At 71.6% G+C, this 23,507-nt stretch carries 23 protein-coding genes; 9 read left to right on the forward strand and 14 right to left on the reverse strand.

Translation table 11 applies throughout. The features are described from left to right. Positions 1 to 36 precede the first annotated feature (36 nt). The 3 genes from mqnC to ACGFZW_RS11205 all read right to left on the reverse strand — a co-directional run bounded on the left by mqnC (position 37) and on the right by ACGFZW_RS11205 (position 4,406). Positions 37 to 1,236 carry a cyclic dehypoxanthinyl futalosine synthase gene (gene mqnC / locus ACGFZW_RS11195; RefSeq protein ID WP_393892773.1) on the reverse strand — a complete coding sequence of 400 codons (1,200 nt, stop codon included), beginning with the start codon at positions 1,234 to 1,236 and terminating at the stop codon, positions 37 to 39. Positions 1,237 to 1,374: 138 nt separating this feature from the next. Beyond that, positions 1,375 to 3,393 carry a protein kinase gene (locus ACGFZW_RS11200; RefSeq protein WP_393892774.1) on the reverse strand — a complete coding sequence of 673 codons (2,019 nt, stop codon included), beginning with the start codon at positions 3,391 to 3,393 and terminating at the stop codon, positions 1,375 to 1,377. A 110-nt stretch (positions 3,394 to 3,503) separates the two neighbouring features. Continuing rightward, positions 3,504 to 4,406, reverse strand: a complete 903-nt coding sequence (locus tag ACGFZW_RS11205; RefSeq protein ID WP_393892775.1) for a menaquinone biosynthetic enzyme MqnA/MqnD family protein — start codon at positions 4,404 to 4,406, stop codon at positions 3,504 to 3,506. A gap of 249 nt (positions 4,407 to 4,655) precedes the next feature. Here ACGFZW_RS11205 and ACGFZW_RS11210 point away from each other — a divergent pair, with 249 nt between their 5' ends. Beyond that, complete coding sequence (locus ACGFZW_RS11210; protein WP_003984261.1) at positions 4,656 to 4,859, forward strand: cold-shock protein; 204 nt, start codon at positions 4,656 to 4,658, stop codon at positions 4,857 to 4,859. Positions 4,860 to 5,284: 425 nt separating this feature from the next. Here the strand turns inward: ACGFZW_RS11210 and ACGFZW_RS11215 are convergent, their stop codons facing one another. Further along, a complete protein-coding gene (locus tag ACGFZW_RS11215; protein WP_393892776.1) occupies positions 5,285 to 7,222 on the reverse strand; it encodes an AMP-dependent synthetase/ligase in 1,938 nt (645 codons plus the stop codon). A 214-nt stretch (positions 7,223 to 7,436) separates the two neighbouring features. Then, on the reverse strand, positions 7,437 to 8,738 hold the full coding sequence (locus ACGFZW_RS11220; protein WP_393892777.1) for an acetyl-CoA C-acetyltransferase: 1,302 nt from the start codon (positions 8,736 to 8,738) through the stop codon (positions 7,437 to 7,439). A gap of 71 nt (positions 8,739 to 8,809) precedes the next feature. Here ACGFZW_RS11220 and ACGFZW_RS11225 point away from each other — a divergent pair, with 71 nt between their 5' ends. Both ACGFZW_RS11225 and ACGFZW_RS11230 read left to right on the forward strand, forming a co-directional pair. Next, positions 8,810 to 10,138 (forward strand): 3-oxoacyl-ACP reductase, encoded by a 1,329-nt coding sequence (locus tag ACGFZW_RS11225; RefSeq protein WP_393892778.1) that lies wholly within the window; start codon positions 8,810 to 8,812, stop codon positions 10,136 to 10,138. Beyond that, complete coding sequence (locus ACGFZW_RS11230) at positions 10,138 to 11,067, forward strand: MaoC family dehydratase (RefSeq protein WP_393892779.1); 930 nt, start codon at positions 10,138 to 10,140, stop codon at positions 11,065 to 11,067. The genes ACGFZW_RS11225 and ACGFZW_RS11230 overlap by 1 nt, the downstream gene beginning before the upstream one ends. A gap of 31 nt (positions 11,068 to 11,098) precedes the next feature. On the opposite strand, the gene ACGFZW_RS11235 is transcribed toward ACGFZW_RS11230, so the two are convergent. Next, positions 11,099 to 11,767 carry a TetR/AcrR family transcriptional regulator gene (locus tag ACGFZW_RS11235; RefSeq protein ID WP_393892780.1) on the reverse strand — a complete coding sequence of 223 codons (669 nt, stop codon included), beginning with the start codon at positions 11,765 to 11,767 and terminating at the stop codon, positions 11,099 to 11,101. A 141-nt stretch (positions 11,768 to 11,908) separates the two neighbouring features. On the opposite strand from ACGFZW_RS11235, the gene ACGFZW_RS11240 reads away from it, so the two are divergent. After that, on the forward strand, positions 11,909 to 12,826 hold the full coding sequence (locus ACGFZW_RS11240; protein WP_393892781.1) for an alpha/beta fold hydrolase: 918 nt from the start codon (positions 11,909 to 11,911) through the stop codon (positions 12,824 to 12,826). Positions 12,827 to 12,859: 33 nt separating this feature from the next. Here ACGFZW_RS11240 and ACGFZW_RS11245 read toward each other — a convergent pair whose 3' ends face one another. The 5 genes from ACGFZW_RS11245 to ACGFZW_RS11265 form a co-directional block, all read right to left on the reverse strand. Beyond that, positions 12,860 to 14,221 (reverse strand): dicarboxylate/amino acid:cation symporter, encoded by a 1,362-nt coding sequence (locus tag ACGFZW_RS11245; protein WP_393892782.1) that lies wholly within the window; start codon positions 14,219 to 14,221, stop codon positions 12,860 to 12,862. Between the two features lie 396 nt (positions 14,222 to 14,617). Then, positions 14,618 to 14,908 carry a DUF4229 domain-containing protein gene (locus ACGFZW_RS11250; protein WP_393892783.1) on the reverse strand — a complete coding sequence of 97 codons (291 nt, stop codon included), beginning with the start codon at positions 14,906 to 14,908 and terminating at the stop codon, positions 14,618 to 14,620. A 113-nt stretch (positions 14,909 to 15,021) separates the two neighbouring features. Then, positions 15,022 to 15,546 (reverse strand): GNAT family N-acetyltransferase, encoded by a 525-nt coding sequence (locus ACGFZW_RS11255; protein WP_393892784.1) that lies wholly within the window; start codon positions 15,544 to 15,546, stop codon positions 15,022 to 15,024. Positions 15,547 to 15,612: 66 nt separating this feature from the next. Beyond that, positions 15,613 to 16,776 (reverse strand): aminofutalosine synthase MqnE, encoded by a 1,164-nt coding sequence (mqnE, locus tag ACGFZW_RS11260; RefSeq protein ID WP_393892852.1) that lies wholly within the window; start codon positions 16,774 to 16,776, stop codon positions 15,613 to 15,615. A 187-nt stretch (positions 16,777 to 16,963) separates the two neighbouring features. Next, positions 16,964 to 17,422, reverse strand: coding sequence for an Lrp/AsnC family transcriptional regulator (locus ACGFZW_RS11265; protein WP_006604791.1), 459 nt, complete (start codon positions 17,420 to 17,422; stop codon positions 16,964 to 16,966). Positions 17,423 to 17,544: 122 nt separating this feature from the next. Between ACGFZW_RS11265 and ACGFZW_RS11270 the strand changes: the two genes are divergently transcribed. After that, positions 17,545 to 17,679: a hypothetical protein gene (locus ACGFZW_RS11270; protein ID WP_393892785.1), complete on the forward strand. Its 135-nt coding sequence runs from the start codon at positions 17,545 to 17,547 to the stop codon at positions 17,677 to 17,679. Here ACGFZW_RS11270 and ACGFZW_RS11275 read toward each other — a convergent pair. Beyond that, positions 17,676 to 18,398 (reverse strand): UbiX family flavin prenyltransferase, encoded by a 723-nt coding sequence (locus tag ACGFZW_RS11275; protein ID WP_393892786.1) that lies wholly within the window; start codon positions 18,396 to 18,398, stop codon positions 17,676 to 17,678. The two genes, ACGFZW_RS11270 and ACGFZW_RS11275, sit on opposite strands and share 4 nt — an antisense overlap. Before the next feature lie 110 nt (positions 18,399 to 18,508). Here ACGFZW_RS11275 and ACGFZW_RS11280 point away from each other — a divergent pair, with 110 nt between their 5' ends. Both ACGFZW_RS11280 and ACGFZW_RS11285 read left to right on the forward strand, forming a co-directional pair. Continuing rightward, a complete protein-coding gene (locus ACGFZW_RS11280; protein ID WP_393892787.1) occupies positions 18,509 to 19,102 on the forward strand; it encodes a rhomboid family intramembrane serine protease in 594 nt (197 codons plus the stop codon). Positions 19,103 to 19,182: 80 nt separating this feature from the next. After that, positions 19,183 to 19,815 carry a DUF4870 domain-containing protein gene (locus ACGFZW_RS11285; protein WP_393892788.1) on the forward strand — a complete coding sequence of 211 codons (633 nt, stop codon included), beginning with the start codon at positions 19,183 to 19,185 and terminating at the stop codon, positions 19,813 to 19,815. Positions 19,816 to 19,885: 70 nt separating this feature from the next. Here the strand turns inward: ACGFZW_RS11285 and mqnP are convergent, their stop codons facing one another. Both mqnP and ACGFZW_RS11295 read right to left on the reverse strand, forming a co-directional pair. Then, positions 19,886 to 20,788 carry a menaquinone biosynthesis prenyltransferase MqnP gene (gene mqnP / locus ACGFZW_RS11290; RefSeq protein ID WP_393892789.1) on the reverse strand — a complete coding sequence of 301 codons (903 nt, stop codon included), beginning with the start codon at positions 20,786 to 20,788 and terminating at the stop codon, positions 19,886 to 19,888. Continuing rightward, the gene (locus ACGFZW_RS11295; protein WP_393892790.1) at positions 20,785 to 22,242 is read right to left on the reverse strand and encodes a menaquinone biosynthesis decarboxylase; all 1,458 of its coding nucleotides are present in this window, start codon (positions 22,240 to 22,242) and stop codon (positions 20,785 to 20,787) included. Before ACGFZW_RS11295 ends, mqnP begins: the two co-directional genes overlap by 4 nt. Before the next feature lie 88 nt (positions 22,243 to 22,330). Here ACGFZW_RS11295 and ACGFZW_RS11300 point away from each other — a divergent pair, with 88 nt between their 5' ends. Together ACGFZW_RS11300 and ACGFZW_RS11305 are read left to right on the forward strand one after the other, a co-directional pair. Further along, complete coding sequence (locus ACGFZW_RS11300; RefSeq protein WP_393892791.1) at positions 22,331 to 22,783, forward strand: PLD nuclease N-terminal domain-containing protein; 453 nt, start codon at positions 22,331 to 22,333, stop codon at positions 22,781 to 22,783. 246 nt (positions 22,784 to 23,029) lie between these two features. After that, a complete protein-coding gene (locus ACGFZW_RS11305; protein ID WP_393892853.1) occupies positions 23,030 to 23,458 on the forward strand; it encodes a nucleoside deaminase in 429 nt (142 codons plus the stop codon). The last annotated feature ends 49 nt before the right edge of the window (positions 23,459 to 23,507 follow it).

Here is a 23,507-nt window from a genome sequence, read left to right on the forward strand (position 1 = left end):
CGGCTCAGCCCGCCCTCAACTCCTGCCGCACGCCGCTCAGTTGGCCTCGACGAGCTTCAGCTCGGGGTGGGCGGTGCCGCCCTCGATGGCGGTCGAGGAGAAATGCGAGACGACCTTGTCGTCGACCGGGTCGTCGGCCGGGTCGTCGTGCACGACGAGGTGCTCGTAGGTGGTGGCGCGCTGCGCCGGGACGCGGCCCGCCGAGCGGATCAGGTCGATGATCTCCATGCGGTTGGAGCGGTGCTTGGCACCGGCCGAGGAGACGACGTTCTCCTCCAGCATGATCGAACCGAGGTCGTCGGCGCCGTAGTGCAGGGAGAGCTGGCCGACCTCCTTGCCGGTGGTCAGCCAGGAGCCCTGGATGTGCGCGACGTTGTCGAGGAAGAGCCGGGCGATGGCGATCATGCGCAGGTACTCGAAGAGGGTGGCCTGCGTCTGGCCCTTCAGGTGGTTGTTCTCCGGCTGGTAGGTGTACGGGATGAAGGCGCGGAAGCCGCCCGTACGGTCCTGGACATCGCGGATCATCCGCAGGTGCTCGATGCGCTCGGCGTTGGTCTCGCCGGTGCCCATGAGCATCGTGGACGTCGACTCCACGCCGAGGCCGTGCGCCGTCTCCATGATCTCCAGCCAGCGCTCGCCGGACTCCTTCAGCGGCGCGATGGCCTTGCGCGGGCGGGCCGGCAGCAGCTCGGCACCGGCGCCGGCGAAGGAGTCGAGCCCGGCCGCGTGGATCCGGCGGATGGCCTCCTCGGGCGTCACCTTGGAGATCCTGGCCATGTGCTCGATCTCGGAGGCGCCGAGGGAGTGGATGACCAGCTGCGGGTACGCCTTCTTGATGGCGGAGAAGTGCTCTTCGTAGTACTCGACGCCGTAGTCGGGGTGGTGGCCGCCCTGGAACATGACCTGGGTGCCGCCCAGTTCGACGGTCTCCGCGCAGCGGCGCAGGATGTCGTCGAGGTCGCGGGTCCAGCCCTTGGCGGTGTCCTTGGGCGCGGCGTAGAAGGCGCAGAACTTGCAGGCCGTCACGCAGACGTTGGTGTAGTTGATGTTGCGCTCGATGATGTACGTCGCGATGTGCTCGGTGCCCGCGTAGCGCCGGCGGCGCACCGCGTCGGCGGCCTTGCCCAACGCGTGCAGCGGTGCGGAGCGGTACAGGTCGAGCGCTTCCTCCGGAGTGATGCGGCCGCCCTGCGCGGCGCGGTCGAGCACGGACTGGAGGTCGGCGTTCTCGGTCACCGGGGCGTCCCTTTCGGAGGCGGGCATAACGACCGAACCAGCCTACGCCAGGGGTCTGACGGCCTCGTTGGCGGCCGGGCCGCCCGGGGCGGCGGGTGGCGGGTGGCTCCGGCGAGCGGGCGCGGGCCGCCCCTGCGGTCAGCCGCCGCCCTTGGTGAGCGTCGCCCGCGGGTTGCCTCCCGCGTCGTCCGCGGAGACGAAGGAGAGGGTGCCGTCCTTGCCGAGGGTGTAGGTGACCTCGGACGTGGTGCCGGTGCAGCCGGGCCCCTGCTTGCCGTCGGGGCGTTCGGTGAGCCGCAGCCGCGTGCCGGTCGAAGCGACCAGCTTCGACTTGGCCTCGCAGCGCAGCACCCCTGCCACGTCGTACGTCGTGTGGATCACGTAGTCGCCCTTGCCGCCGGCCTTGACGACGCTGGTCATCGTGCCGTTCGGGAAGCCGTTCGCCATCCGGACGCTGCCCTTCCAGGTGCCGAGGAAGCCCTTGGCGACGGTGGGCCGCGCCCCTCCGCTCCCCGGGTCGCCGGGCCCGCGGGAAGGCGTCCGCCCGGTGTCCGAGGGCGGTCGCGCGCTGGTGTCGTCGCCGCCGTGGTCTCCGGGGAGGAGCTGGAAGACGAACACCGCGGTCGTCGCGGCGGCCAGTGCCCCGGCCACCGACAGCACGAGCGAGCAGCTCACCCGGCGCGGCCGGTTCCTGCCCCCGACGGCCGCGGTCAGTGCGATGCGCCGCTCCTTGGAGCCGGCTGAGGTCGCCGACGCCGTGCCCGGCCCGGCAGTCGGCAGCTCGGCCTGGCCAGGGGCGGGGCCGTGGCCGGTCGCCCGGGGCCCCGAGGCGTCCGGTTGCCCGCCGGCCACCGGCCAGGAGGCGTACGGCGGCGAACCGGGCGCCTGGGCGGAGAACGCGGGGATTTCGGTGGCGGGCCCCGGCGTGGGCGCCGAGGTGCCCACCGGCCCCGAGGCGTCCGCCGAGGGACCCGGTCCGCCTCCCGCAGGCGGGCCGGCACCCTGCCCGGCATGCGGCTTCTGCGCCACCGGCTCCCCGGACACGTCGTGCCCCTGCGCCACCGGCCCGTCCGCCGCCGGCAGCTGCGCCTGCGCGTCGAACGGCACCAGCCCGGACGCCGCGCCGTATGACGGGTCGGGCGGACCGAACGCGCCCCCGAGCGGGGCAGGTGCCGGGGCGTGCGCGCCGGTCCAGGACGCCGCACCCGCCTCCGTCGCCTGTCCGCCACCCGTCGCCGGGCCAGCGCCGCCCTCGCCCGTATCGAGGTTCAGCAGCTCCACCACCTGCCTGCTGACCCGCTCGACCAGGGCGGCGGGCAGCCAGCCGGTCCGCACCAGGCCCGCGGCACCGCCCGCGCCCGCGAGGCGGGCCGCGAGGTCGTGCGGCGCGGGCCGGGCCGCCGGGTCCTTGGCAAGACAGCCGGCCACCAGCTCGCGCAGCTCGCCGGTGAGCGGGCCGCCGAGTTCCGGCTCCTCGTGAACGATCTTGTAGAGCAGCGCGGCCGAGGAGTCGCCGGAGAACGGCCCGGCGCCGGTCGCCGCGTACGCCAGCACCGCGCCGAGCGAGAAGACGTCCGCGGCGCCCGACGTGCCCTTGCCGAGGATCTGCTCGGGCGCCATGTAGCCGGGCGAGCCGACGGAGACCCCGGTCGACGTCAGCGAGGCGGTGCCCTCGGTGGCCCGCGCGATCCCGAAGTCGATCAGCAGCGGGCCGTCCAGGGTGAGCAGCACATTGGACGGTTTGACGTCCCGGTGCACCAGCCCGAGCGCGTGCACCGCGGCCAGCGCCTCGGCGAGCCCGGCGCCCAGGGCGCGTACGGAGTGCTCGGCCAGAGGCCCGACGTCGGCGACGGCCTGCGCGAGCGAGGGACCCGCGACGTAGCCGGTGGCGATCCACGGGACGGCGGCGTCCGGATCGGCGTCCAGCACCGGGGCGGTCCAGGCGCCACCGACCCGCCGCGCCGATTCGATCTCCCGCCGGAAGCGCGCCCTGAACTGGTCGTCGGTGGCGAAGTGCGCGTGCACGACCTTCACCGCGACGGTGCGCCCGCCCGCGCTGCGCCCGAGATAGACCCGGCCCATCCCGCCCGCGCCGAGCCGGCCCAGCAGCCGGTACCCACCCAGGACCCGTGGGTCGTCCTCTGCCAGCGGCTCCATGGCGTTGCCTCCCCCTCGCGACGGCCCCCACAGCTTAGAACCCGGCCCGTGCCGGGCCACCGAAAACTGTGCGTCGCTTCGGCATCGGTCGAGCCGCGCGCCGCCAGGACCTAGGACACGCCCTGGGCCCCCAGCAGATCCACCTTCACGTCGGCCGGGAAGCCGGTCGTCGGGCCGACCCGGCGGGCGAATTCGGTGACGCCGCGCAACTGGTCGGGGCCGAACCGGAAGTCCAGCGTCGTGAAGTAGCGCTCCAGCACCGGCTCGTCGAAGGTCTCCCAGCGGGCCGCCTGCTCGGCGACCTTGCCGACCTCCTCGAGCGACAGGTCGCGGGAGGCCAGGAACGCCTCGTGCACCTTGCGCACGACGACGGGCTCACGCTCCAGGTAGTCGCGCCGGGCGGCCCAGACGGCGAAGACGAACGGCAGCCCGGTCCACTCCTTCCACATCTGACCGAGGTCATGGACCTCCAGGCCGAGCCGCGGACCGTCGTGCAGGTTGGCGCGCAGCGCGGCGTCACCGATCAGCACGGCCGCGTCGGCCTCCTGCATCATCAGACCCAGGTCCGGCGGGCAGGTGTAGTAGTCCGGCCGGACGCCGACCTTCTCGGCGAGCAGCAGCTGGGCCAGGCGGACGGAGGTGCGCGAGGTCGACCCGAGGGCGACTCTCGCACCGTCCAGCTGGTCGAGCGGCTTCTGCGACACGATCACGCAGGACATCACCGGGCCGTCGCAGCCGACCGCGAGGTCGGGGAAGGCCACCAGGTCGTCGGCGGCGCGCAGGAATTCGACGAGGGTGATCGGTGCGATGTCGAGGTCCCCGCGGACCAGCTGCTCGCTGAGCTTCTCCGGCGTGTCCTTGGTCAGGTCCAGATCGAGCAGGGTGCCCGTGCGGGCGAGGCCCCAGTACAGGGGCAGGCAGTTCAGGAACTGGATGTGGCCCACCCGCGGCCGGCTCCGACGGTGATCGGCTGCGGCTTCCGCGGGTCCGTCTGTGAAGGTTGAATTGTCCACATGCGGAGGCTAGACCTGTCGGACGGGCCACGGAGCGGCGGGGCGACCTATGGCCGGCGACGGTGTCGGCTAAACGTGATCTTTGGCTCTTCCACCTCACGAGCGCTGCATGCTACGCTCAGCGCAAGTTGCAGTTTGGTTTCCCTTGCAGTACAGAGCCTGCGGAGCATGTGACCCGCAGGCTTTTGTAGTTTTCAGACTTGTTTGCAGGTTCTGGAGCAGGGCAACCCTTTGGCCCAAGGAGGGCTTATGGCTACCGGAACCGTCAAGTGGTTCAACGCTGAAAAGGGCTTCGGCTTCATCGCCCAGGACGGCGGCGGCCCGGATGTCTTCGTCCACTACTCGGCGATCAACGCCTCTGGTTTCCGCTCCCTGGAGGAGAACCAGCAGGTGAACTTCGACGTCACGCAGGGTCCGAAGGGCCCGCAGGCGGAGAACGTTACGCCGGTCTGAGTTGCCCGGTCCGACCTTTAGGTCGACTTAAGCAGTACCCAAGGAGCCCCGCTCCTCCACTTCGGTGGGGAGAGGGGCTCCTGCCTTTTGTCGACAAACGGAATGACGCACGAGCGCGCCAGGGAACCCTTCGGCGGACGCCGGCCTCTTCTTTGCCGGAGCGGAATCGGACGCCATCGAAGATATGAATACCGCGTGGCGATTTCGGTGTGCGCGGCCGGGCGTGGCGCGGCTCCGCTTCCCCCTTCGGCGGGGTGCGGGACACAGCCGAAGGGCCCGGGGCGCCCCCGGATGCCGGCCGCAGTGACGCCCGTGGCGAATCCGCGGCGAGAGCGGGCAGCGAAAAAGACCCCGTGCCACCTCCCCCACAGAGGTGACACGGGGTTCCAGTCTGACGCGCCCGGGGCGTGGACTCCAGAGCGGGGTCAGGTCCTTTGGTACAACCCCTCGATCTCTTTGGCGAAGTCGCGGGCGACGGCGGCCCGCCGGAGCTTCAAGGAGGGGGTCAGATGCCCGGTTTGCTCGGTGAAGTCCACCGGCAGCACGGCGAACCGGCGGATCGACTCCGCGCGCGAGACGAGCTTGTTGGCGTCGTCCACGGCGTGCTGGAGGTCGGCAAGCAGCCGCTCGTCGCGCACCAGCTCGACGAGTGGCACGTCCCGCTTCTTGTGCATCTGCTGCCAGTGCGCGAGCCCGTCCGGCTCCAGGGTGAGCAGCGCCGTGATGTACGAGCGGTTGTCGCCGACCACCATGCACTGGCCGACCAGCGGATGCGCGCGCAGCCGGTCCTCCAGTGGCGCAGGGGCGACGTTCTTGCCGCCCGTCGTCACGAGGATCTCCTTCTTGCGGCCGGTGATGGTGAGGTATCCGTCCGCGTCGAGCGCGCCGAGGTCGCCGGTCGCGAACCAGCCGCGGTCGGTCGCCGGCCTGGCCGCGCCCAGCTCCGCGTCCCAGTAGCCGGCGAAGACCTGACCACCGCGCAGCAGCACCTCACCGTCCTCGGCGATCCGTACCGCGGTGCCCGGCAGCGGCCGTCCGACCGTCCCGATCCGGGGGCGCAGCGGCGGGGTGACGGTCGCCGCCGCGGTGGTCTCGGTCAGCCCGTAGCCCTCGAAGATCTCGATGCCGGCTCCGGAGTAGAAGGCGGCGAGCCGGTGCCCCAGGGGGGAACCGCCGCAGATGGCGTGGCGGACCTTGCCCCCGAGGGCGTCCCGGATGCGGCGGTAGACCAGGGGGTCGTAGAGCTTTCTGGCCGTCTTGAGGCCGATACCCGGGCCGGGGCCGGTGCCGTGCTCCCGGGCCTCGACCGCCTCGCCGTAGGAACGGGCGATCCGCGCGGCCCGGTCGAAGGAGGCGGCCCGGCCCATCTTCTCCGCGGTGGCCCGCCCGGTGTTGTAGACCTTCTCCAGGACATAGGGAATGGCCAGCAGGAACGTGGGCCGGAAGGTGGCCAGATCGCCGAGCAGTTCGTCGGTCTGGATGCTGGGCGCGTGGCCCAGGCGGACCCGGGCCCGCAGACAGCCGATGGCGACCATGCGGCCGAAGACGTGCGACAGCGGCAGGAACAGCAGCGTCGAGGCGGGCTCGTCGCTGACGGACGTGAACACCGGGTGCAGCAGCGCGACGGCGTTGTCGACCTCGGCGAAGAAGTTGGCGTGGGTGAGCACACAGCCCTTGGGACGGCCGGTGGTGCCCGAGGTGTAGATGAGGGTGGCGAGGGCGTCCGGGCCGACCGCGGCAAGCCGCTGCTCGACCTCCGCGTCCGGCAGCGCGCGCCCCGCCGAGACCAGTTGAGCGACGGCGCCGGCGTCGCACTGCCACAGGTGCGCCAGGCCGGGCAGCTCACCGCGGATCCCGCTGATCAGCCGGGCCTCCTCGACGCTTTCCACGACGCAGGCCGTGGCGCCGGAGTCATGCAGGATCCACTGCGCCTGGTGGGCGGAGGAGGTGGGGTAGAGGGGGACGGTGACCAGGCCGGCGGCCCAGGCGGCGAAGTCGACGAGGGTCCACTCGTAGGTCGTACGGGCCATGATCGCGAGCCGGTCGCCGGGCCGCAGGCCGTGGGCTATCAGGCCCTTGGCGACCGCGCGGACCTCGGCGGCGAACTCGGCGGCGCTGATGTCCCGCCAGGCGCCGCTGGGTTGCTTGCGGGCCAGCACGATGTCGCCGGGGGCCTCGGTGGCGTTCGCGAAGGGGAGGTCGCCGAGCGAACCGGTGGGCACCGGCGGCACCAGCGCGGGCACCGACACCTCGCGCACGACGCCGTCGACGACGGTCTTCTCCGGCTCGGCGGGGCCGCCACCAGGGGCCGGGCCGGTGGCTGATCGGGGGGCTGTGCTGTCCTGGCTGTCCTGGCTGAACACGAGCGGCTCCTCATCTCTCGGACGAAGTGGAGCCGGCCGCCGGGGGCTCCCGCACTGACGGAGCGGACGACGGCACGGCACGGCTGTTCTTGCGGGCACGGTGCGTTCGTCGCGAGGCGGGCGCGGTGGGGGCGCTCTCCCGGCCTACGGGTCGGTTCTGGCTGAGCGGGCTCTCGGGGTGTCGGCCGACAGGGCCGGTGAAAGGCAGGTGTCGTCACTCCTCCTCGGCCCGCTCCAGGATCGCCGTCACCCCCAGCCCGCCGGCCGCGCAGATCGACACCAGCCCGCGGACGGGACCGCCGTCCCGCGCCGGGCCGTGTTCGTCGAGCAGCTTGGCGAGGGTGGCGACGATGCGGGGGCCGGTGGCCGCGAAGGGGTGGCCGGTGGCGAGCGAGGAGCCGGCGACGTTGAGGCGGGCCCGGTCAACCGGCGCGAGCCCCTGCTTCTCCCAGGCGGCCAGGGTGGCGAGGACCTGCGAGGCGAACGCCTCGTGGATCTCGATCAGGTCGAAGTCCTCGATGCCCAGGCCGGCCCGCTCCAGCATCCGCGGCACCGCGTACGCGGGAGCCATCAGCAGCCCCTCGTCGCCGTCGACGAAGTCCACCGCGCCGGTCTCGTACGCGGTCAGATAGGCCAGGGGCCGCAGCCCGCGCTCACGGGCCCACTCCTCGCTCGCCAGCAGGACGGTCGCCGCGCCGTCGGTGAGCGGCGTCGAGTTGCCCGCCGTCATCGTGGCGCCGTCCAGGCCGGTGCCGAACACCGGCTTGAGCGTGGCGAGTTTCTCCACCGTCGAGTCCGGGCGCAGCTGGTGGTCGCGCACCAGGCCCTGGAAGGGCACCACGAGGTCGTCGAGGAAGCCGCGGTCGTACGCGTCGGACAGCCGCTGGTGGCTGGTGGCGGCCAGTTGGTCCTGCGGGGCACGCTCGATGCCCCACTCCTTCGCGGTGCGGGCGGCGTGCTCGCCCATCGAGAGGCCGGTGCGCGGCTCGGCGTTGCGCGGGATCTCGGGCAGCAGGTGCCGCGGCCGGATACGGGCGATCTGGCGGAGCCGGTCGCCCGTCGATGTCGCGCGCCGGGCGGCCAGCAGGATCTTGCGCAGCGCGTCGTTGATGCCCAGCGGGGCATCGCTCGCGGTGTCCGTGCCCCCGGCGATGCCGCATTCCAGCTGGCTCAGCGCGATCTTGTTGGCGACCGCGATGACGGCCTGGAGCCCGGTGCCGCACGCCTGTTGGATGTCGTAGGCGGGTGTACGGGCGTCCAGCCGGGAGCCGAGCAGGGTCTCGCGGGCGAGATTGAAGTCGCGGCTGTGCTTGAGCACGGCGCCCGCGACGAACTCGCCGACCTGCTCGCCGGCCAGGCCGTACCGCTCGACCAGGCCGTTGAGCGCCGCGGTGAGCATGCCCTGGTTCGACGCGGCGGCGTAGGGGCCGTCCGCCCGCGCGAACGGGATCCGGCTGCCCCCGATGACGGCAACCCGCCGGATGGTGCCGCCGGTTGACCGATCCCGGTTCCGCATCCTCGACCAACTCCTGACCCGACAGTAACCTTACTTCGAAGTAAATTTACGCGAGGACCAGGAGTTGGCCAATGCCCGATCACTACCTTCGTCTCACCAATTCCCGCCCCGGCCGATTCCTCGCCCGCCGACTCGGCCTGCCGCAGCCCACGCCGCTGCGCCGCTGGAGCGCCGAACACCCCGGCCTGGACGGGCCGGTACTCCACCTGACCGCAGGCAGGTCCACCACCGACCCGGCCGCCGTCCTCGCCCGTACCGGCCTGACGGTGCACACCGACCGCGCCCCGGGCACCCGCCACTCCGGCGTCGTCCTGGACGCGACGGGGGTCACCGACGTGGCCGCCCTCGGCGAGGTGCACGCCGCTCTGCACCCCGTCGTACGGGACCTCGACGACCACGCACGCGTCATCGTCCTGGGCGCCGTGCCCGACCCGCTGGACCACCATCAGGCCGCCGCCCAGCAGGCGCTGGAGGGCTTCGTCCGTTCCCTGGGCAAGGAACTGGGCAAGGGGCGAACCGCTCAACTCCTGCGGCTGGCACCGGGGTCGGCCGACCCCGCCGAATCCACCCTGCGCTTCCTGCTCTCCCCGCGGTCCGCGTTCGTCAGCGGCCAGGTCATCGAGATCGGCGCGTCCCGGCACACCGCACCGGACGACTGGACGCGCCCGCTCGCCGGCCGCACCGCGCTGGTCACCGGTGCCGCCCGCGGCATCGGCGCCGCCGTCGCCGGGACGCTGGCCCGCGACGGCGCCCAGGTCATCTGCCTCGATGTCCCGCAGGCCGAGACCGATCTGGCGGAGGTGGCCGGCCAGCTCGGCGGCAGCGCCCTGCCTCTCGACATCACCGCGTCCGACGCGGGCGAGCGGATCGCCGCCGCGCTCCCCGCCGACGGCCTGGACATCCTCGTCCACAACGCCGGGATCACCCGGGACCGGCGACTCGCCAACATGCCCGGCGACCGCTGGAGTTCGGTCCTGGACGTCAACCTCGGCGCGGTACTGCGCACCACCGACCACCTGCTGGCTGCGGGTGCCCTGCGCCGGGACACCGGCCGCGTCATCGGCACCGCCTCCATCGCCGGCATCGCGGGCAACACCGGGCAGACCAACTACGCGGCGAGCAAGGCCGGTGTCATCGGCCTGGTCCGCTCGCTGGCGCCACGGGCCGCCGACCGGCACGGCGTCACCGTCAACGCGGTCGCGCCCGGCTTCATCGAGACCAGGATGACCGCGGCGGTGCCACTGTTCATCCGCGAGGCGGGCCGCCGGATGAGCTCGCTCGGCCAGGGCGGCCGGCCCGTCGACGTCGCAGAGACCATCAGCTGGCTCGCGAGCCCGGCCTCCTCCGGGGTCAACGGCCAGATCGTCCGCGTGTGCGGGCAGAGCCTGCTGGGTGCCTGATGAGCGACGCGCCCCGCCCCGCCGCGCCGGCCACGGCCGACACCGTGCCGCTGCGCCGTGCGCCGCGCCTGATGCCCGCCCTCGGCAAGGGCGTCCTGACCGGCATCGGCAAGCGCCCGCACCCGGACTCCGCGCTGCCGGCGACCCGCCTGGTCCTGCCCGCCGCCCGGATCGACCCGGCGGCCGTCGCGGCGTACGCCCGGCTCTGCGGCTTCCCGGCGACCGGACCGCTGCCCGTCACCTACCCGCACATCCTCGGCTTCCCGCTCGCCGCCCGCCTGATGAGCGCCCGCGCCTTCCCGCTGCCGCTGCTCGGGCTGGTGCACACCGGCATCACGATCGACCAGCGGGCCCCGCTGCACCTCAAGGATCGGCTCGAACTCGCCGTTTACGCAGCGGAGTTGCGTACCCACCGGCGTGGCACCGAAGTCGTGATGACCACCGAGGCCCGTCGCGACGGGCGGCTGGTCTGGTCCGACCGCAGCAGCTATCTGGCCCGCCACCGGGCAGCCGCCGACCGGGCCGACCCCACTTCCGGCAACGCCCCGGACGCACCCGCCGACACCTCCGCCGACCTCCCCGTACGCGCCGAATGGCAGCTCGCCGCGGACCTCGGCCGCCGTCACGCCGGCGTCTCCGGCGACTACAACCCGATCCATCTGCACCCGCTCACCGCCCGGCTGCTGGGCTTCCCGCGCGCCATCGCCCACGGCATGTGGACCTTCGCCCGCTGCGCGGCGGAAGCCGTCCCTTCCGGCGCCGCAACTCTCCGCATCGGCGCCGAGTTCCGCGCTCCGGTACTGCTGCCCGCGACCGTCTCGTACGCCCAAGGGCCGAGCGACGACGGCCGGGGCACCGCGTTCCGTCTGCACGGCGGCCCGCCCGACCGGCGTCGGCTCCACCTCAGCGGGGAGGTCCGCACGCCGTAGGGCGTCAGGGCGGACCGAGGGGCAGGCGCCCTCAGCCCCCCGGCGTCCAGCGTTCGCCGGCCCTCAGACGGCCGAGTCCCGCCCAGGCGAAGTTCATCAGCGTGGCCGCCGTCTCCTTGGCGGTCGGGCGGGGAAGCTCACCCGTGGCCCCCTCGCCGGTGGGGCCGTTGGCCCATTCTGCGAGGGATTCGGCCGCGCCGATCAGCGCGTGGGCGAGGGCGGCCACCTCCCGGTCGGCCAACTCGCCCGCGCAGCCGGCCTCCTTCGCCGTCGCACCGATCAGGCCGGTCACGAAGTCGACGATCCGGGCGCGCATCGCGGCGACCTCGCGCGCGAACGGCTCGCCGTGGGTGCGGGCCTGCTGATGCAGGACCGCCCAGCCGTCCGGATGCGCGGCGGTGTGGGCGAAGAACCCCTGCAGCCCGCTCCACAGCCGGCGGTCGGCCGGCCCGTCCGGCTCGACGGCGGCGACGACGGCGTCCACCAGCGCGTCGGACTCCCGCTTGATGACGGCGCTGAACAGCTCTTCCTTGGAGTTCAGGTAGAGGTAGACGAGCGGCTTGGAGACCCCGGCGACCTCGGCGATCTCATCCATGGAGGCCGCGCGGTAGCCGCGCCGCGCGAAGGTCAGCACCGCGGCGTCCAGCATCTGCCGCTCCCGCACCGCCCGCGGCATCCGCTTGCTCTTCACAGCTCCCACCCTGAATGTCCTTCCGTCCCGCCCCATTACTGCCAAGTAAGTTTACGATCTCCGCGCTCCCCGACCCTCGGTCTTGACGTGACGAGGCGATGGCGAGACGATACGTCTCGTCGCGTTGACCCACCTTCCGGAGGACAGGCCATGCAGCAGTTCATCGACGCCGCCCCCGGCGTCCGGCTGTGGACCGAGCAGCGCGGCGCCCCCGACGCACCCCCGCTCCTGCTGATCATGGGCGCCCAGGCCAGTGGGGTCGGCTGGCCGGAGCCGCTGGTCGACGCGCTGGCCGCACGGCACCGGGTCATTCGCTACGACCACCGCGACACCGGCCGCTCGACCTGGGCGTTCGACCAACGGCCCTACCGGATCGCGGACCTCGCCGAGGACGCGATCAGGGTCCTGGACGGGCTGGGGATCGCACAGGCACACGTCGTCGGCATGTCCTTGGGCGGCATGCTGGCCCAGATGGTGCTCGCCGACCACCCCGACCGGGTGCTCAGCGCCACCCTCCTCGGCACCCTCGCCCTCAGCACCGCCCCCTACACCCGGCCCGACGGCGGCACGGTCCCGGCCGGCGAGCTCCCCGGCATCGCGCCCGAGGTGCTGGAGATGTGGGCCCGCCCGGTCGAGGATCACGGCCCGGCGGCGGAGATCGAGCGGCGGATCGCCCACTGGCGGGTGCTCGCCGGCGATCAACTCCCCTTTGACGCCGAATACTTCCGCGCCTTGGAGGAACGGGTCATCGCGCACACGGGGCACCACAGGACCAACACCGCGCACGGCCGGGCGGACGACGGCGGAATGCTCCGTACGGACCGGCTCGCCGAGAACGAGGTGCCCACCCTCGTCGTATGCGCCCCCGCCGAACCGGTCTTCCCGCCGCCCCATGCCCAGCACCTCGCGCAGTGCGTCAGGGGCGCCCACCTGGTCGAGATTGCGGGCATGGGGCATGCGCTGCCGCCGGCCGTCCAGGGCCCGCTGGCCGAAGCGATCCTGGCGCACACGGGAGCGGCGGACCTGGCCCTGCTCCCCGGCAGCACGACGGCGCCCCCGCAGCCGTAGGGGCTGCGGGGGCGCCGTGGGGTGTCTACCGGGTCAGCTCACGCCGGCCGTGGCCGGCACGGCGGTGGCCGCCTGCTCCGGTTCGGCGTCGCCGTCGAGGCCGGTGCCGGCCGCGGTGGCGTAGGCGTCGCGGTCCAGGATCTTCTCCTTGGCGGAGACCAGGATCGGGATGACCGCCTGCCCGGCCACGTTGGTGGCCGTGCGCATCATGTCCAGGATCGGGTCGATCGCCATCAGCAGGCCGACGCCCTCCAGGGGCAGGCCCAGCGTGGAGAGGGTCAGCGTCAGCATGACCGTCGCACCGGTCAGACCCGCGGTGGCGGCGGAGCCGATGACCGACACGAAGGCGATCAGGATGTACTCACCGACGCCCAGCTGCACATCGAAGATCTGGGCGATGAAGATGGCGGCGATCGCCGGGTAGATCGAGGCGCAGCCGTCCATCTTCGTCGTCGAGCCGAACGGCACCGCGAAGGAGGCGTACTCCTTCGGCACGCCGAGGCGCTCGGTGACCTTCTGGGTGACCGGCATGGTGCCGACCGAGGAGCGGGAGACGAAGGCCAGCTGGATCGCGGGCCAGGCGCCCTTGAAGAACTGCACCGGGTTGACCTTGGCGACCGTCGCGAGCAGCAGCGGGTAGACGCCGAACAGCACCAGGGCGCAGCCGACGTAGATGTCGACGGTGAAGGTCGCGTACTTGCCGATGAGGTTCCAGCCGTACGTCGCGATGGCGTGGCCGATGAGGCCGACGGTGCCGATCGGGGCGAGGCGGATGACCCACCACAAGGCCTTCTGGAGCAGTTCCAGGACGGAGCGGCTGATGTTGAGGACCGGCTGCGCCTTCTCGCCGAGCTGGAGCGCCGCGATACCGGCGACGGCGGCCATGAAGACGATCTGCAGGACGTTGAGCTCGGTGAACGGCGTGATGATGTCGGTGGGGACGATGCCGGTCAGGAAGTCGATCCAGGAGCCGGCCTCCTCGGGGGCCTTGCCGTCCTTGGGGGTCAGGCCGGTGCCGGCGCCGGGGTTGGTCAGCAGGCCGATGGCCAGGCCGATCGCGACGGCGATCAGCGAGGTCGCCATGAACCACAGCAGGGTGCGGGTGGCGAGCCGGGCGGCGTTGTTGACCTGCCGCAGATTGGTGATGGACACCAGGATCGCGAAGAAGACCAGGGGGGCGACGGCCAGCTTGAGCAGCTGGACGAAGAGGTCGCCGATGTGCTGGAGCGTGGACGTCAGCCAGCCGACGTCACCGCTCTTGGCTATCCAGCCGAGCAGTACGCCCAGGGCGAGACCGGCCAGGATCTGCGCCCAGAACGGGATCTTCGGTATTCGGGAGGACTTGGGGGTCTTGGGGGCCTCTGGCGCTGCAGAGGTCTCGGCAGACGTGGACAACGGACACACTCCGGGTACGAATCGAGACTTCGGGATTCGGCGATGGGCGCCAGGAGGTCCGTAGGATCTCCGGCCGCTGCGATCTGGTCAACGGCGACAACAGGCCGCGGAAACACAGCGGCAAAGATCGACATGCAGGCGCGCCACGAGCGGGATGCTCGTGGGGAACGGATGCGCTGCTGCAGTCTTCACATCGCGTACGTTAACACTTCAACTTTGAGGAACCCAAAGAAGATCTTTGGGTCACGGCGGGCCCCGCCGGAGAATTTCGGGCAGAACGGGGCAGGCGCCCGGCCGTGGAGCGGAACTCCACGGCCGGGCGCCTGTCGTGTGTGAGGTGTCTTACCCGGGTTCTGCCGGCTGCCTCAGGGGGATGCCGTCAGGACCGGGGCGGGACTACAGCAGCCCGTCCTCCTGGCTGCGGTTGGCCGCGAGCCGGTCGCGCTGGCGGTCGACCTTGGTCACGATCTGCTCGGACATCGCGTCCCGCTGCTTGCGCAGCAGCACGAAGCTGAGCGGCGCGGAGATCACGATGGCGAGCAGCAGCAGCCACACGGTGTTGGCCCTGCCGATGCCGAGCGGAATGATCCGGAAGTAGGCCAGCACCCAGACGACGGCGAACGAGGCGATGAACAGGCCGATGCGAAGGGCGGTGTAGCGGAGCGTGGCGAACTTGGGGCTACTCACGGACGGGACCTTCTTCTCAACGGCAACCGAAAGGGTCTCCGTCCAGTCAAGCACAGCCCCGGAAGCGATCTTCCCGGCCCCCGTCCCGGCCCGGAAGAGCCCTGGCCCAAGCCTCAGGCCAGTTCGAGCCACATGGTGATGTCGTCCCGGAAGTCGCCGTCGGCGACCTTGATGGCGCCGGGGACGCGGCCGACCTCCTTGTAGCCGCAGGCTTCGTAGAAGCGGCGGACGCCCGTGCCGCCGCGGCAGGTGAGGCGCAGGGCGGTGATGCCGTCGATGCCGCGGGCGGAGTCCGCGACCGCGGTCATGAGCGCGCGGCCGGCGCCCTGTCCCTGGAGGGAGGGGTGGACCATCACGGTGTAGACCCACAGCCAGTGCCGCATCAGGCGGTGGGAGTTGAGCGTGAGGAACGCCGTCGCCAGTACCCGGCCGTCCTCGTCGCGGCCCACCACCAGCCGCTCGCGCCCCTGGGCCATCGCCGTCAGATGCTTGAGCAGGTCGGGGCGTATGTCCTCGCGGGTGACCGGCGGTACGAAGCCCACCGCGCCGCCGGCATTGGAGACGTCCGCCCAGAGCGCGCAGATCCCGTCCCGCAGTTCGGGGGTGACAGAAGGGTCCAGGTCGAAGCGCACGCTCATGACCCGGACCCTAACTCTCCCCGCCGACCGTGTTCCGAAAGGTTCACAGAGCGGACATCGGCCTGGTCACAGGCGCATCGGCTGCGGCGATTCGCGGCGCTCGGGGTCCGGTCCCGGGTACTCCCGGATGGCCTCGTAGCGGGTGTTGCGCTCGACGGGGCGGAAGCCGGCGTCGCGGATCAGGTCGAGCAGGTCGTCGCGGGTGAGCTTGTTCGGCGTACCGAAGTTGTCCGCGTCGTGCGTGATCTTGTACTCGACGACCGAGCCGTCCATGTCGTCGGCGCCGTGCTGGAGGGCGAGCTGGGTGGTCTGCAGACCGTGCATCACCCAGAAGACCTTGACGTGCGGGACGTTGTCGAAGAGCAGGCGGGAGACCGCGAAGGTCTTCAGCGCCTCGGCGCCGCTCGCCATCGTGGTGCGGGCCTGCAGGCGGTTGCGGACCTTGCCGTCCTGCATGTCCACGAAGTCGTGCTGGTAGCGCAGCGGGATGAAGACCTGGAAGCCGCCGGTCTCGTCCTGGAGCTCACGCAGCCGCAGCACGTGGTCCACGCGGTGGCGCGGCTCCTCGATGTGCCCGTACAGCATGGTGCTCGGGGTCTTGAGCCCCTTCTGGTGTGCCAGGCGGTGGATACGCGACCAGTCCTCCCAGTGGGTGGCGTGGTCGACGATGTGCTGGCGCACCTCCCAGTCGAAGATCTCGGCGCCGCCGCCGGTCAGCGATTCCAGGCCGGCGTCGATCAGCTCGTCGAGGATCTCACTCGCGTCGAGCCCGGAGATGGTCTCGAAGTGGTGGATCTCGGTGGCGGTGAACGCCTTGAGGGAGACCTGCGGGAGGGCTTCCTTGAGGGCCTTGAGCGAGCGGGGGTAGTAGCGCCACGGCAGCGTCGGGTGCAGGCCGTTGACGATGTGCAGCTCGGTGAGGTTCTCGCCCTCCATCGCCTTGGCGAGGCGGACGGCCTCCTCGATGCGCATCGTGTACGCGTCCTTCTCGCCCGGCTTGCGCTGGAAGGAGCAGTAGGCGCAGGACGCGGTGCACACGTTCGTCATGTTGAGGTGACGGTTGACGTTGAAGTGCACGACGTCGCCGTTCTTACGCGTGCGCACCTCGTGGGCGAGACCGCCCAGCCATGCCAGGTCGTCGGACTCGTAGAGGGCGATACCGTCCTCGCGGGTCAGCCGCTCCCCGGCGTGGACCTTCGCCTCCAGCTCGCGCTTGAGGCCCACATCCATCGACGCAGCCATCCGGTCGCCTCCCAGTGTCTCGGCCGTACCTCTGCCGTATCTGCCGTATCTCTGCCGTATCTCTGGCATTTCTGTGCCAAAACGAGCTTCGCCGAGCCTACTCCCTGCATGCCGGGGCGGACGGAGCCCCCTGGCCCCGCTCCGTCCGCCCGGTGTGCGGGTCGTGCCGCCGGGGTTATTCGGCCTCTTCGGGCAGCTCGCCGACGCGGTTCTCCCACTTGGTGGAGAGCACGATCGTGGTGCGGGTGCGGGAGACGCCCTTGGTGCCGGACAGCCGCCGGATGGTGCGCTCCAGGCCGTCGACGTCGCCCACCCGCACCTTGAGCATGTAGGAGTCGTCACCGGCGATGAACCAGCAGTCCTCGATCTCGGCGAGGTCGCGCAGCCGGCGCGCGACGTCCTCGTGGTCGGCCGCGTCCGACAGTGAGATGCCGACGAGCGCGGTGACGCCGAGCCCGAGGGACGCGGCGTCGACCGTCGCGCGGTACCCGGTGATCACACCGGCCGCTTCGAGGCGGTTGATCCGGTCCGTGACGCTGGGCCCGGAGAGGCCGACGAGCCGGCCGAGCTCCGCATAGGAGGCCCTGCCGTTCTCGCGAAGTGCCTGGATGAGCTGCCTATCCACCGCGTCCATGCCCTCAAGCCTTCCAATCTTTACGCATTTTCGAGTTCTGCATGTAGAATCTAAGGCATACAGGGCCTCGGACCCTGTAAATCTTTCAAACGATCACAGACGATCTCACAGGAGTTGTCACCGTGTACTCGATCGAGATGGCCTACGCCCGCATGCGCGAGCTGCAGGACCAGGCCAATCGTTCCCGTGCCCACCAGCCCGCGGCCCCGCGGGCCCGGCGCCGCTTCGGCCGCGCCGCCGCAGCCAAGAAGCGCTAGGAAGCGTCCGGGGCCTCCTCCTTGGAGCCACCCCCGAGCTCCCCCTCCCAACGCCGGTACAACCCGTGCGGCACTTCGGCCGCATCGAGCACCCGGCCGGCGACGAAGTCCACCAGATCCTGGATGTGCGTCGCCCCCGCGTAGAACGCCGGAGAGGCGGGCAGCACCACGGCGCCCGCCTCGTCCAGCGTCACCAGCTGCTTCAGCGTCGGTCCGTTCAGCGGGGTCTCCCGCACCGCGACCACCAGCCGACGCCGCTCCTTGAGCGTCACGCTCGCCACCCGCTGCAGCAGATCCTTCGACAGTCCCAGCGCCACCCCGGCCACACACGCCGTGCTCGCCGGGACGATCAGCATCCCCTTCACCGGATACGAACCCGACGACGGCCCGGCCGCCAGGTCTCCGGCCGCCCAATGGCGGACATCCGCCAGCGACGCCTCGGTCACCGGGAAGGTGTCCGGCTTCCCGTCGGCCCCACGGGCCAGCCACTGCCGCAGGTCGGTACGCCAATGGGCGTCCCGGAACGCGATCGTGGTCTCGTCCAGCAACGTCAGCCGCGACGCCCGGCTGACGATGAGATCCACCGCCTCCCCGGCGGCGAGCAGCCCGCGCAGCACGGCCGCCGCGTACGGCGTCCCGGACGCGCCGGAGATCCCCACGACCCACGGGCGGCGTCGGCCGGGGGCCTGCTGACTGGTGTTGTTGTGCGGCGGCTCCACGCATCGAGCCTATCCGGCGGAACCACGGACCCCTTCACGGCCGTTCTTAACGATGCACCCCGCGAAGCCGCCACCGGGCGGCCCGCCGGGAGAGAAGAGAGGGCCGGGAGATGACACGACGCGCGAAGCCCGCCATCTGCCTGATGCTGGGCTGGGTGGCACTGCTCTGGCTGCTGGAGGGCGTCGACGTCGCCACCGGGAACGCCCTGGACTCCTTCGGGATCCAGCCGCGCGAGCCCGCAGAACTGGTCGATGTGCTCCCGTCCGCCTTCCTGCACTTCGGCTTCGGGCACCTCGGCGCCAACACCCTGCCGCTGCTGCTGCTCGGCTTCGTCGCCGCGCTGCGCAGCGGGGTGCGCCGCTTCCTCGCTGTGGTCCTGCTGATCATCCTCGCCTCCGGCCTGGGCGTATGGCTGACCGCGCCGCCGCTGAGCAACACCGCCGGCGCCTCCGGCGTGGTCTTCGGCCTCTTCGGCTACCTCGTGGTGCGCGGCTTCATCGACCGCAAGCTCCTCGACATCGGCATCGGCGTGGTCGTCGCCGCCGTCTACGGCTCCATCGTCTGGGGCGCGCTGCCCACCGACAGCGGCATCAGCTGGCAGGGGCACCTCTTCGGGCTGCTCGGCGGAGTGCTGGCGGCCTTCGCCTTCCGGGAGCGCAGTCGCCCCGTCCCGGCAGGGGCCACGGTCCGTCAGGTCCCGTAGTCTCAGCGGGCACGAGCCGCGGGGCCTGCCGATGCACGGCCACGACGCGGCAGCACGCAGCGATCACGGGGTGAGCAGAGATGTCCGATTACCACCAGTCCGGCTACGGGCCCCAGGCGGGCGGACCGCAGCAGCCGTACGGCGCGCAGCCGGGGTGGGACACCGGCGTACCGCCCGGCGGCTACGGCTACCCGGGTGCGGCCGTGCCTCCTCCGGCGCCCGGGTACCCCACCGGGCCCGCATACGGCCCCGGCTACGGCCCCCAGCCGCCCTCGCCGTCGACGAGCCCCGCGATGTGGGCCCATCTGGGCGCGCTGCTGACGATCACGGTGGGCTCGGCGATGTGCTGCGGGATCGGCGCCGTCACCGGCTGGATCGCCCCCATGACGATCCGGGGCAACGACCGCCACCAGCACGACCCCTACGTCCGCCACCACGCCACCCAGGCGCTGAACCTCGGCATCACCCAGGCCATCATGACGGTCATCGGCGTGGTGCTGTACGTCGCGAGCGGCATCATCTTCTCGGTCGCAGCGGACGAGGCCCAGCGCGCAAGCGCCGGGCTCGCCGTCCCGCTGCTGACCGTCATCGGGATCATGGCGGCCAACGGCATCGCCGCCATCGTCTGCGCCATCATCGCCACCGTGAAGGCGACCCGCGGCGAGCTGTGGACCTACCCGCGGCTGATCGCCTGGCCGATCAGCAAGGGCTGACGACCCGGGCCGCACGGCGAACGGGGGCCGGGCCCACGGCCCGACCCCCGCTCCCGCCGCTCACGGCCCGTCAGACCGACAGGCCGCGCACCAGCAGATCCAGCAACGCGCAGGCGAACAGCGCGATGCCGATGAAGCCGTTGACCGTGAAGAACGCCCGGTTGAGCCGGGACAGGTCGTGCGGGCGGACGATCGTGTGCTCGTAGAGGAACGCCGCGGCCACGATCACCAGACCGACCCAGAAGCAGACCCCCGCGCCGGTGGCGAACGCGTACCAGACCAGCAGGCCGGTGGTGACGGCGTGGCAGGCGCGGGCGCCGTGGAGCGCCGCCGGGATCCCGAAGCGGGCCGGCACCGACTTCACGCCGTGCGCCCGGTCGGCCTGCACGTCCTGGCAGCCGAAGATCAGGTCGAAGCCGCCGATCCAGACACCGACCGCGAGACCGAGGATGACCGCGTCCCACGACCAGGTGCCGCTGATCGCGATCCACGCGCCGACCGGCCCCATCGCCTGGGCCAGCCCCAGGATCGCGTGCGGGAAGTGCGTGAACCGCTTGCCGTACGGATAGACCACCATCGGGATCACCGCGACCGGCGCCAGCGCCAGACACAGCGGGTTGAGCAGCGCGGCCGCGCCCAGGAAGACGACGACGGCGATCAGCGCACCGGTCCACGCCGACCTCACCGTCACCGCGCCGGTGACCAGCTCACGGCCTGCGGTGCGCGGGTTCCGTGCGTCGATCTCGCGGTCGATGATGCGGTTGGCGGCCATCGCGAACGTCCGCAGCCCGACCATCGCGACGGTGACGAGCAGCAGGCGGCCCCAGTGGATGTTCCGGTCCCACTGGAACATCGCGGTGAGCGCGGCGATATAGGCGAACGGCAGCGCGAAGACCGAGTGCTCGATCATCACCAGCCGGAGGAAGGACCTGGTCCTGCCCGGCTGCGGGACTGCGGCGGCGGCGCTGGTCACAGGCCGTACTCCTTCCACCGGCGGTCGACCTTCGCCGCCGTGCGCGGGTCGGACTCGACCATCTCCGGCCAGCCGCCGTCCCGCGTGTACCCCTCCTCGGGCAACTTCCTCGTCGCGTCGATGCCCGCCTTGCCACCCCAGAACTGCTGGTACGAGGCGTGGTCGAGGTGGTCGACGGGGCCCTCGACGACGGTCAGGTCGCGGGCGTAGTCGGTGTTGCCCAGCGCCCGCCAGGAGACCTCGTGGAGGTTGTGCACATCGCAGTCGGCGTCGACCACGACGATCAGCTTGGTCAGCGACATCATGTGGGCGCCCCAGATGGCGTGCATCACCTTCTGGGCGTGCTTGGGGTACTTCTTGTCGATCGAGACGATGGCGCAGTTGTGGAAGCCGCCGGACTCCGGCAGGTGGTAGTCCACGATGTCCGGCACGATGATCTTGAGGAGCGGGAGGAAGAACCGTTCGGTGGCCCGCCCCAGCGGCCCGTCCTCGGTCGGCGGCCGGCCCACCACGATCGACTGCAGCAGCGGCCGCTTGCGCATCGTGACGCAGTCGATGGTCAGCGCCGGGAACGGCTCCTGCGGCGTGTAGAAGCCGGTGTGGTCGCCGAACGGCCCCTCGGGCAGCATCTCGCCCGGCTCCAGCCAGCCCTCCAGCACCACCTCGGCGTTCGCCGGGACCTGCAGCGGCACGGTCTTGCAGTCGACCATCTCGATCCGCTTGCCCTGGACGAAGCCCGCGAAGAGGTACTCGTCGATATCGCCGGGCAGCGGGGCGGTCGAGGCATAGGTCACGGACGGCGGGCAGCCGAAGGCGATGGCGACCGGCAGTCGCTCACCGCGCTTGGCCGCGACCTGGTAGTGGTTGCGGCTGTCCTTGTGGATCTGCCAGTGCATGCCGATGGTGCGCTTGTCGTGGCGCTGGAGGCGGTACAGGCCGAGGTTGCGTACGCCCGTCTCCGGGTGCTTGGTGTGCGTCAGCCCCAGGTTGAAGAAGGAGCCGCCGTCCTCCGGCCAGGTGAAGAGCGCGGGCAGCGCGTCGAGGTCGACGTCGTCGCCGGTGAGCACGACCTCCTGGGCGGGGGCGCTCTCGCTCTTCACCTTCTTCGGCGGCACGTGCGTCATCCCGGCGAGCTTGCCGAACGCCTCCCGCACCCCGACGAAGCCCTGCGGCAGCTCCGGCTTGAGCAGCCCGCCGATCTTGTCGCTGATGTCGCTGTACGCCTTGAGGTCCAGGGCCTTCAGCAGCCGGCGGTCGGTGCCGTAGACGTTCATGGCCAGCGGCATCGCCGAACCCTTGACGTTCTCGAAGAGCAGCGCGGGGCCGCCGGCCTTCTGCACCCGGTCCACGATCTCGCCGACTTCGAGATACGGGTCGACCTCGGCCTTGATGCGCTTGAGGTCGCCTTCCCTGTCGAGCGCGCGCAGGAACGAGCGAAGATCGTCATAAGCCATGCGTCCCAGTATCCGGTACGCACTACCCTGTACGGGTCACCGGGCCCCGCCGCGGGCCCGCCGCCGCTCGCAGGGGGCCCGTTCCGCAATGCTCAGGTATCTGCCGTTCCTTCTGGTGCTGGCACTGTGGATCTACGCCTTCATCGACTGCCTCAACACGCCGGAATCACAGGTGCGCGGGCTGCCCAAGGTGGTCTGGGTGATCATCATCCTGCTGTTCGGCGAGGTGCTCATCGGGCCGGTCGCCTGGCTGGTCGCCGGCAAGGTCAGGCATGCGCCGGCGGACGGCGGCGCCCCCGCCGACCGGCTCCGCGGCCGCCGCGCCCGGTGGGTCGCGCCGGACGACAACCCGGAGTTCCTCAAGTCCCTCGGGGACGAGCACTCCAAGGGCGGCAACGACCGGAACTCCAAGGATGACGCGCTGCTCAAGGACTGGGAGGCCGACCTGCGCCGCCGCGAGGAGGAGCTGCGCCGCAAGGAGGACGGCCCCCGCGACGGCGCGCCGGGACCCGACGACACGCCGCCGCCCGGCAAGGGCTGACACGCTCCCGGAGCTCGTGGCTCCCGGGCCCGGAGCGGGTGCGCCGGCCGCCGCACCGCCGGTCACGGCCGTACTTCGCCCGTTCGCACGTTGCCGGGTCGGCCCCGAGCGAGGAGAGTGACCGGCATGGACCAGGCACGGGATCAGGACTGGGCACAGGACCGCGACGAGTTCCGGCTGCACGGCACCGCGGGCCACTCCGACCCGTTCGGGCACCCGGACCATCTGCAGGAGCGGGCCCGCGCCATGCTGGAGACCGCGGTCGCCGAGGCGCGCGCCGGGCTGGACGAGGGCGGCATCCCGATCGGCGCGGCGCTCTACGGGCCGGACGGCACCCTGCTCGGCCGCGGCCGCAACCGCCGCGTCCAGGACGACGACCCGTCGATGCACGCGGAGACCGCCGCCTTCCGCGCGGCAGGCCGGCAGCGCAGCTACCGCGGCACGACGATGGTCACCACACTCTCCCCCTGCTGGTACTGCAGCGGACTGGTGCGCCAGTTCGGCATCTCCCGGGTGGTGATCGGCGAGGCCAGGACCTTCCACGGCGGGCACGACTGGCTGGCCCGGCACGGCGTACGGATCGTCCTGCTGGACGACCCCGGGTGCGCGGCGATGATGCGTGACTTCATCGGGGCCCACCCGGCGCTGTGGAACGAGGACATCGGCGACGAGTGAGCCGCCCGCCCCGGGGACGGCAACCGGCCTGCTCCGCGGGGAAATTCAC

Origin of the sequence: Streptomyces sp. NPDC048248 (assembly GCF_043201875.1) — a bacterium.
Lineage (GTDB): Bacteria > Actinomycetota > Actinomycetes > Streptomycetales > Streptomycetaceae > Streptomyces.

What these genes read in the sequence shown, in the direction of transcription:
- mqnE (WP_393892852.1), bottom strand. Translation starts at nt 16,776, where the DNA reads ATGGATGTGGGCCTCAAGCGCGAGCTGGAGGCGAAGGTCCACGCCGGG.
- ACGFZW_RS11265 (WP_006604791.1), bottom strand. Translation starts at nt 17,422, where the DNA reads ATGGACGCGGTGGATAGGCAGCTCATCCAGGCACTTCGCGAGAACGGC.
- ACGFZW_RS11305 (WP_393892853.1), top strand. Translation starts at nt 23,030, where the DNA reads ATGCTGGAGACCGCGGTCGCCGAGGCGCGCGCCGGGCTGGACGAGGGC.
- ACGFZW_RS11230 (WP_393892779.1), top strand. Translation starts at nt 10,138, where the DNA reads ATGAGCGACGCGCCCCGCCCCGCCGCGCCGGCCACGGCCGACACCGTG.
- ACGFZW_RS11300 (WP_393892791.1), top strand. Translation starts at nt 22,331, where the DNA reads ATGCTCAGGTATCTGCCGTTCCTTCTGGTGCTGGCACTGTGGATCTAC.
- ACGFZW_RS11200 (WP_393892774.1), bottom strand. Translation starts at nt 3,393, where the DNA reads ATGGAGCCGCTGGCAGAGGACGACCCACGGGTCCTGGGTGGGTACCGG.
- ACGFZW_RS11295 (WP_393892790.1), bottom strand. Translation starts at nt 22,242, where the DNA reads ATGGCTTATGACGATCTTCGCTCGTTCCTGCGCGCGCTCGACAGGGAA.
- ACGFZW_RS11225 (WP_393892778.1), top strand. Translation starts at nt 8,810, where the DNA reads ATGCCCGATCACTACCTTCGTCTCACCAATTCCCGCCCCGGCCGATTC.
- ACGFZW_RS11285 (WP_393892788.1), top strand. Translation starts at nt 19,183, where the DNA reads ATGTCCGATTACCACCAGTCCGGCTACGGGCCCCAGGCGGGCGGACCG.
- ACGFZW_RS11220 (WP_393892777.1), bottom strand. Translation starts at nt 8,738, where the DNA reads ATGCGGAACCGGGATCGGTCAACCGGCGGCACCATCCGGCGGGTTGCC.
- ACGFZW_RS11210 (WP_003984261.1), top strand. Translation starts at nt 4,656, where the DNA reads ATGGCTACCGGAACCGTCAAGTGGTTCAACGCTGAAAAGGGCTTCGGC.
- ACGFZW_RS11255 (WP_393892784.1), bottom strand. Translation starts at nt 15,546, where the DNA reads ATGAGCGTGCGCTTCGACCTGGACCCTTCTGTCACCCCCGAACTGCGG.
- ACGFZW_RS11240 (WP_393892781.1), top strand. Translation starts at nt 11,909, where the DNA reads ATGCAGCAGTTCATCGACGCCGCCCCCGGCGTCCGGCTGTGGACCGAG.
- ACGFZW_RS11280 (WP_393892787.1), top strand. Translation starts at nt 18,509, where the DNA reads ATGACACGACGCGCGAAGCCCGCCATCTGCCTGATGCTGGGCTGGGTG.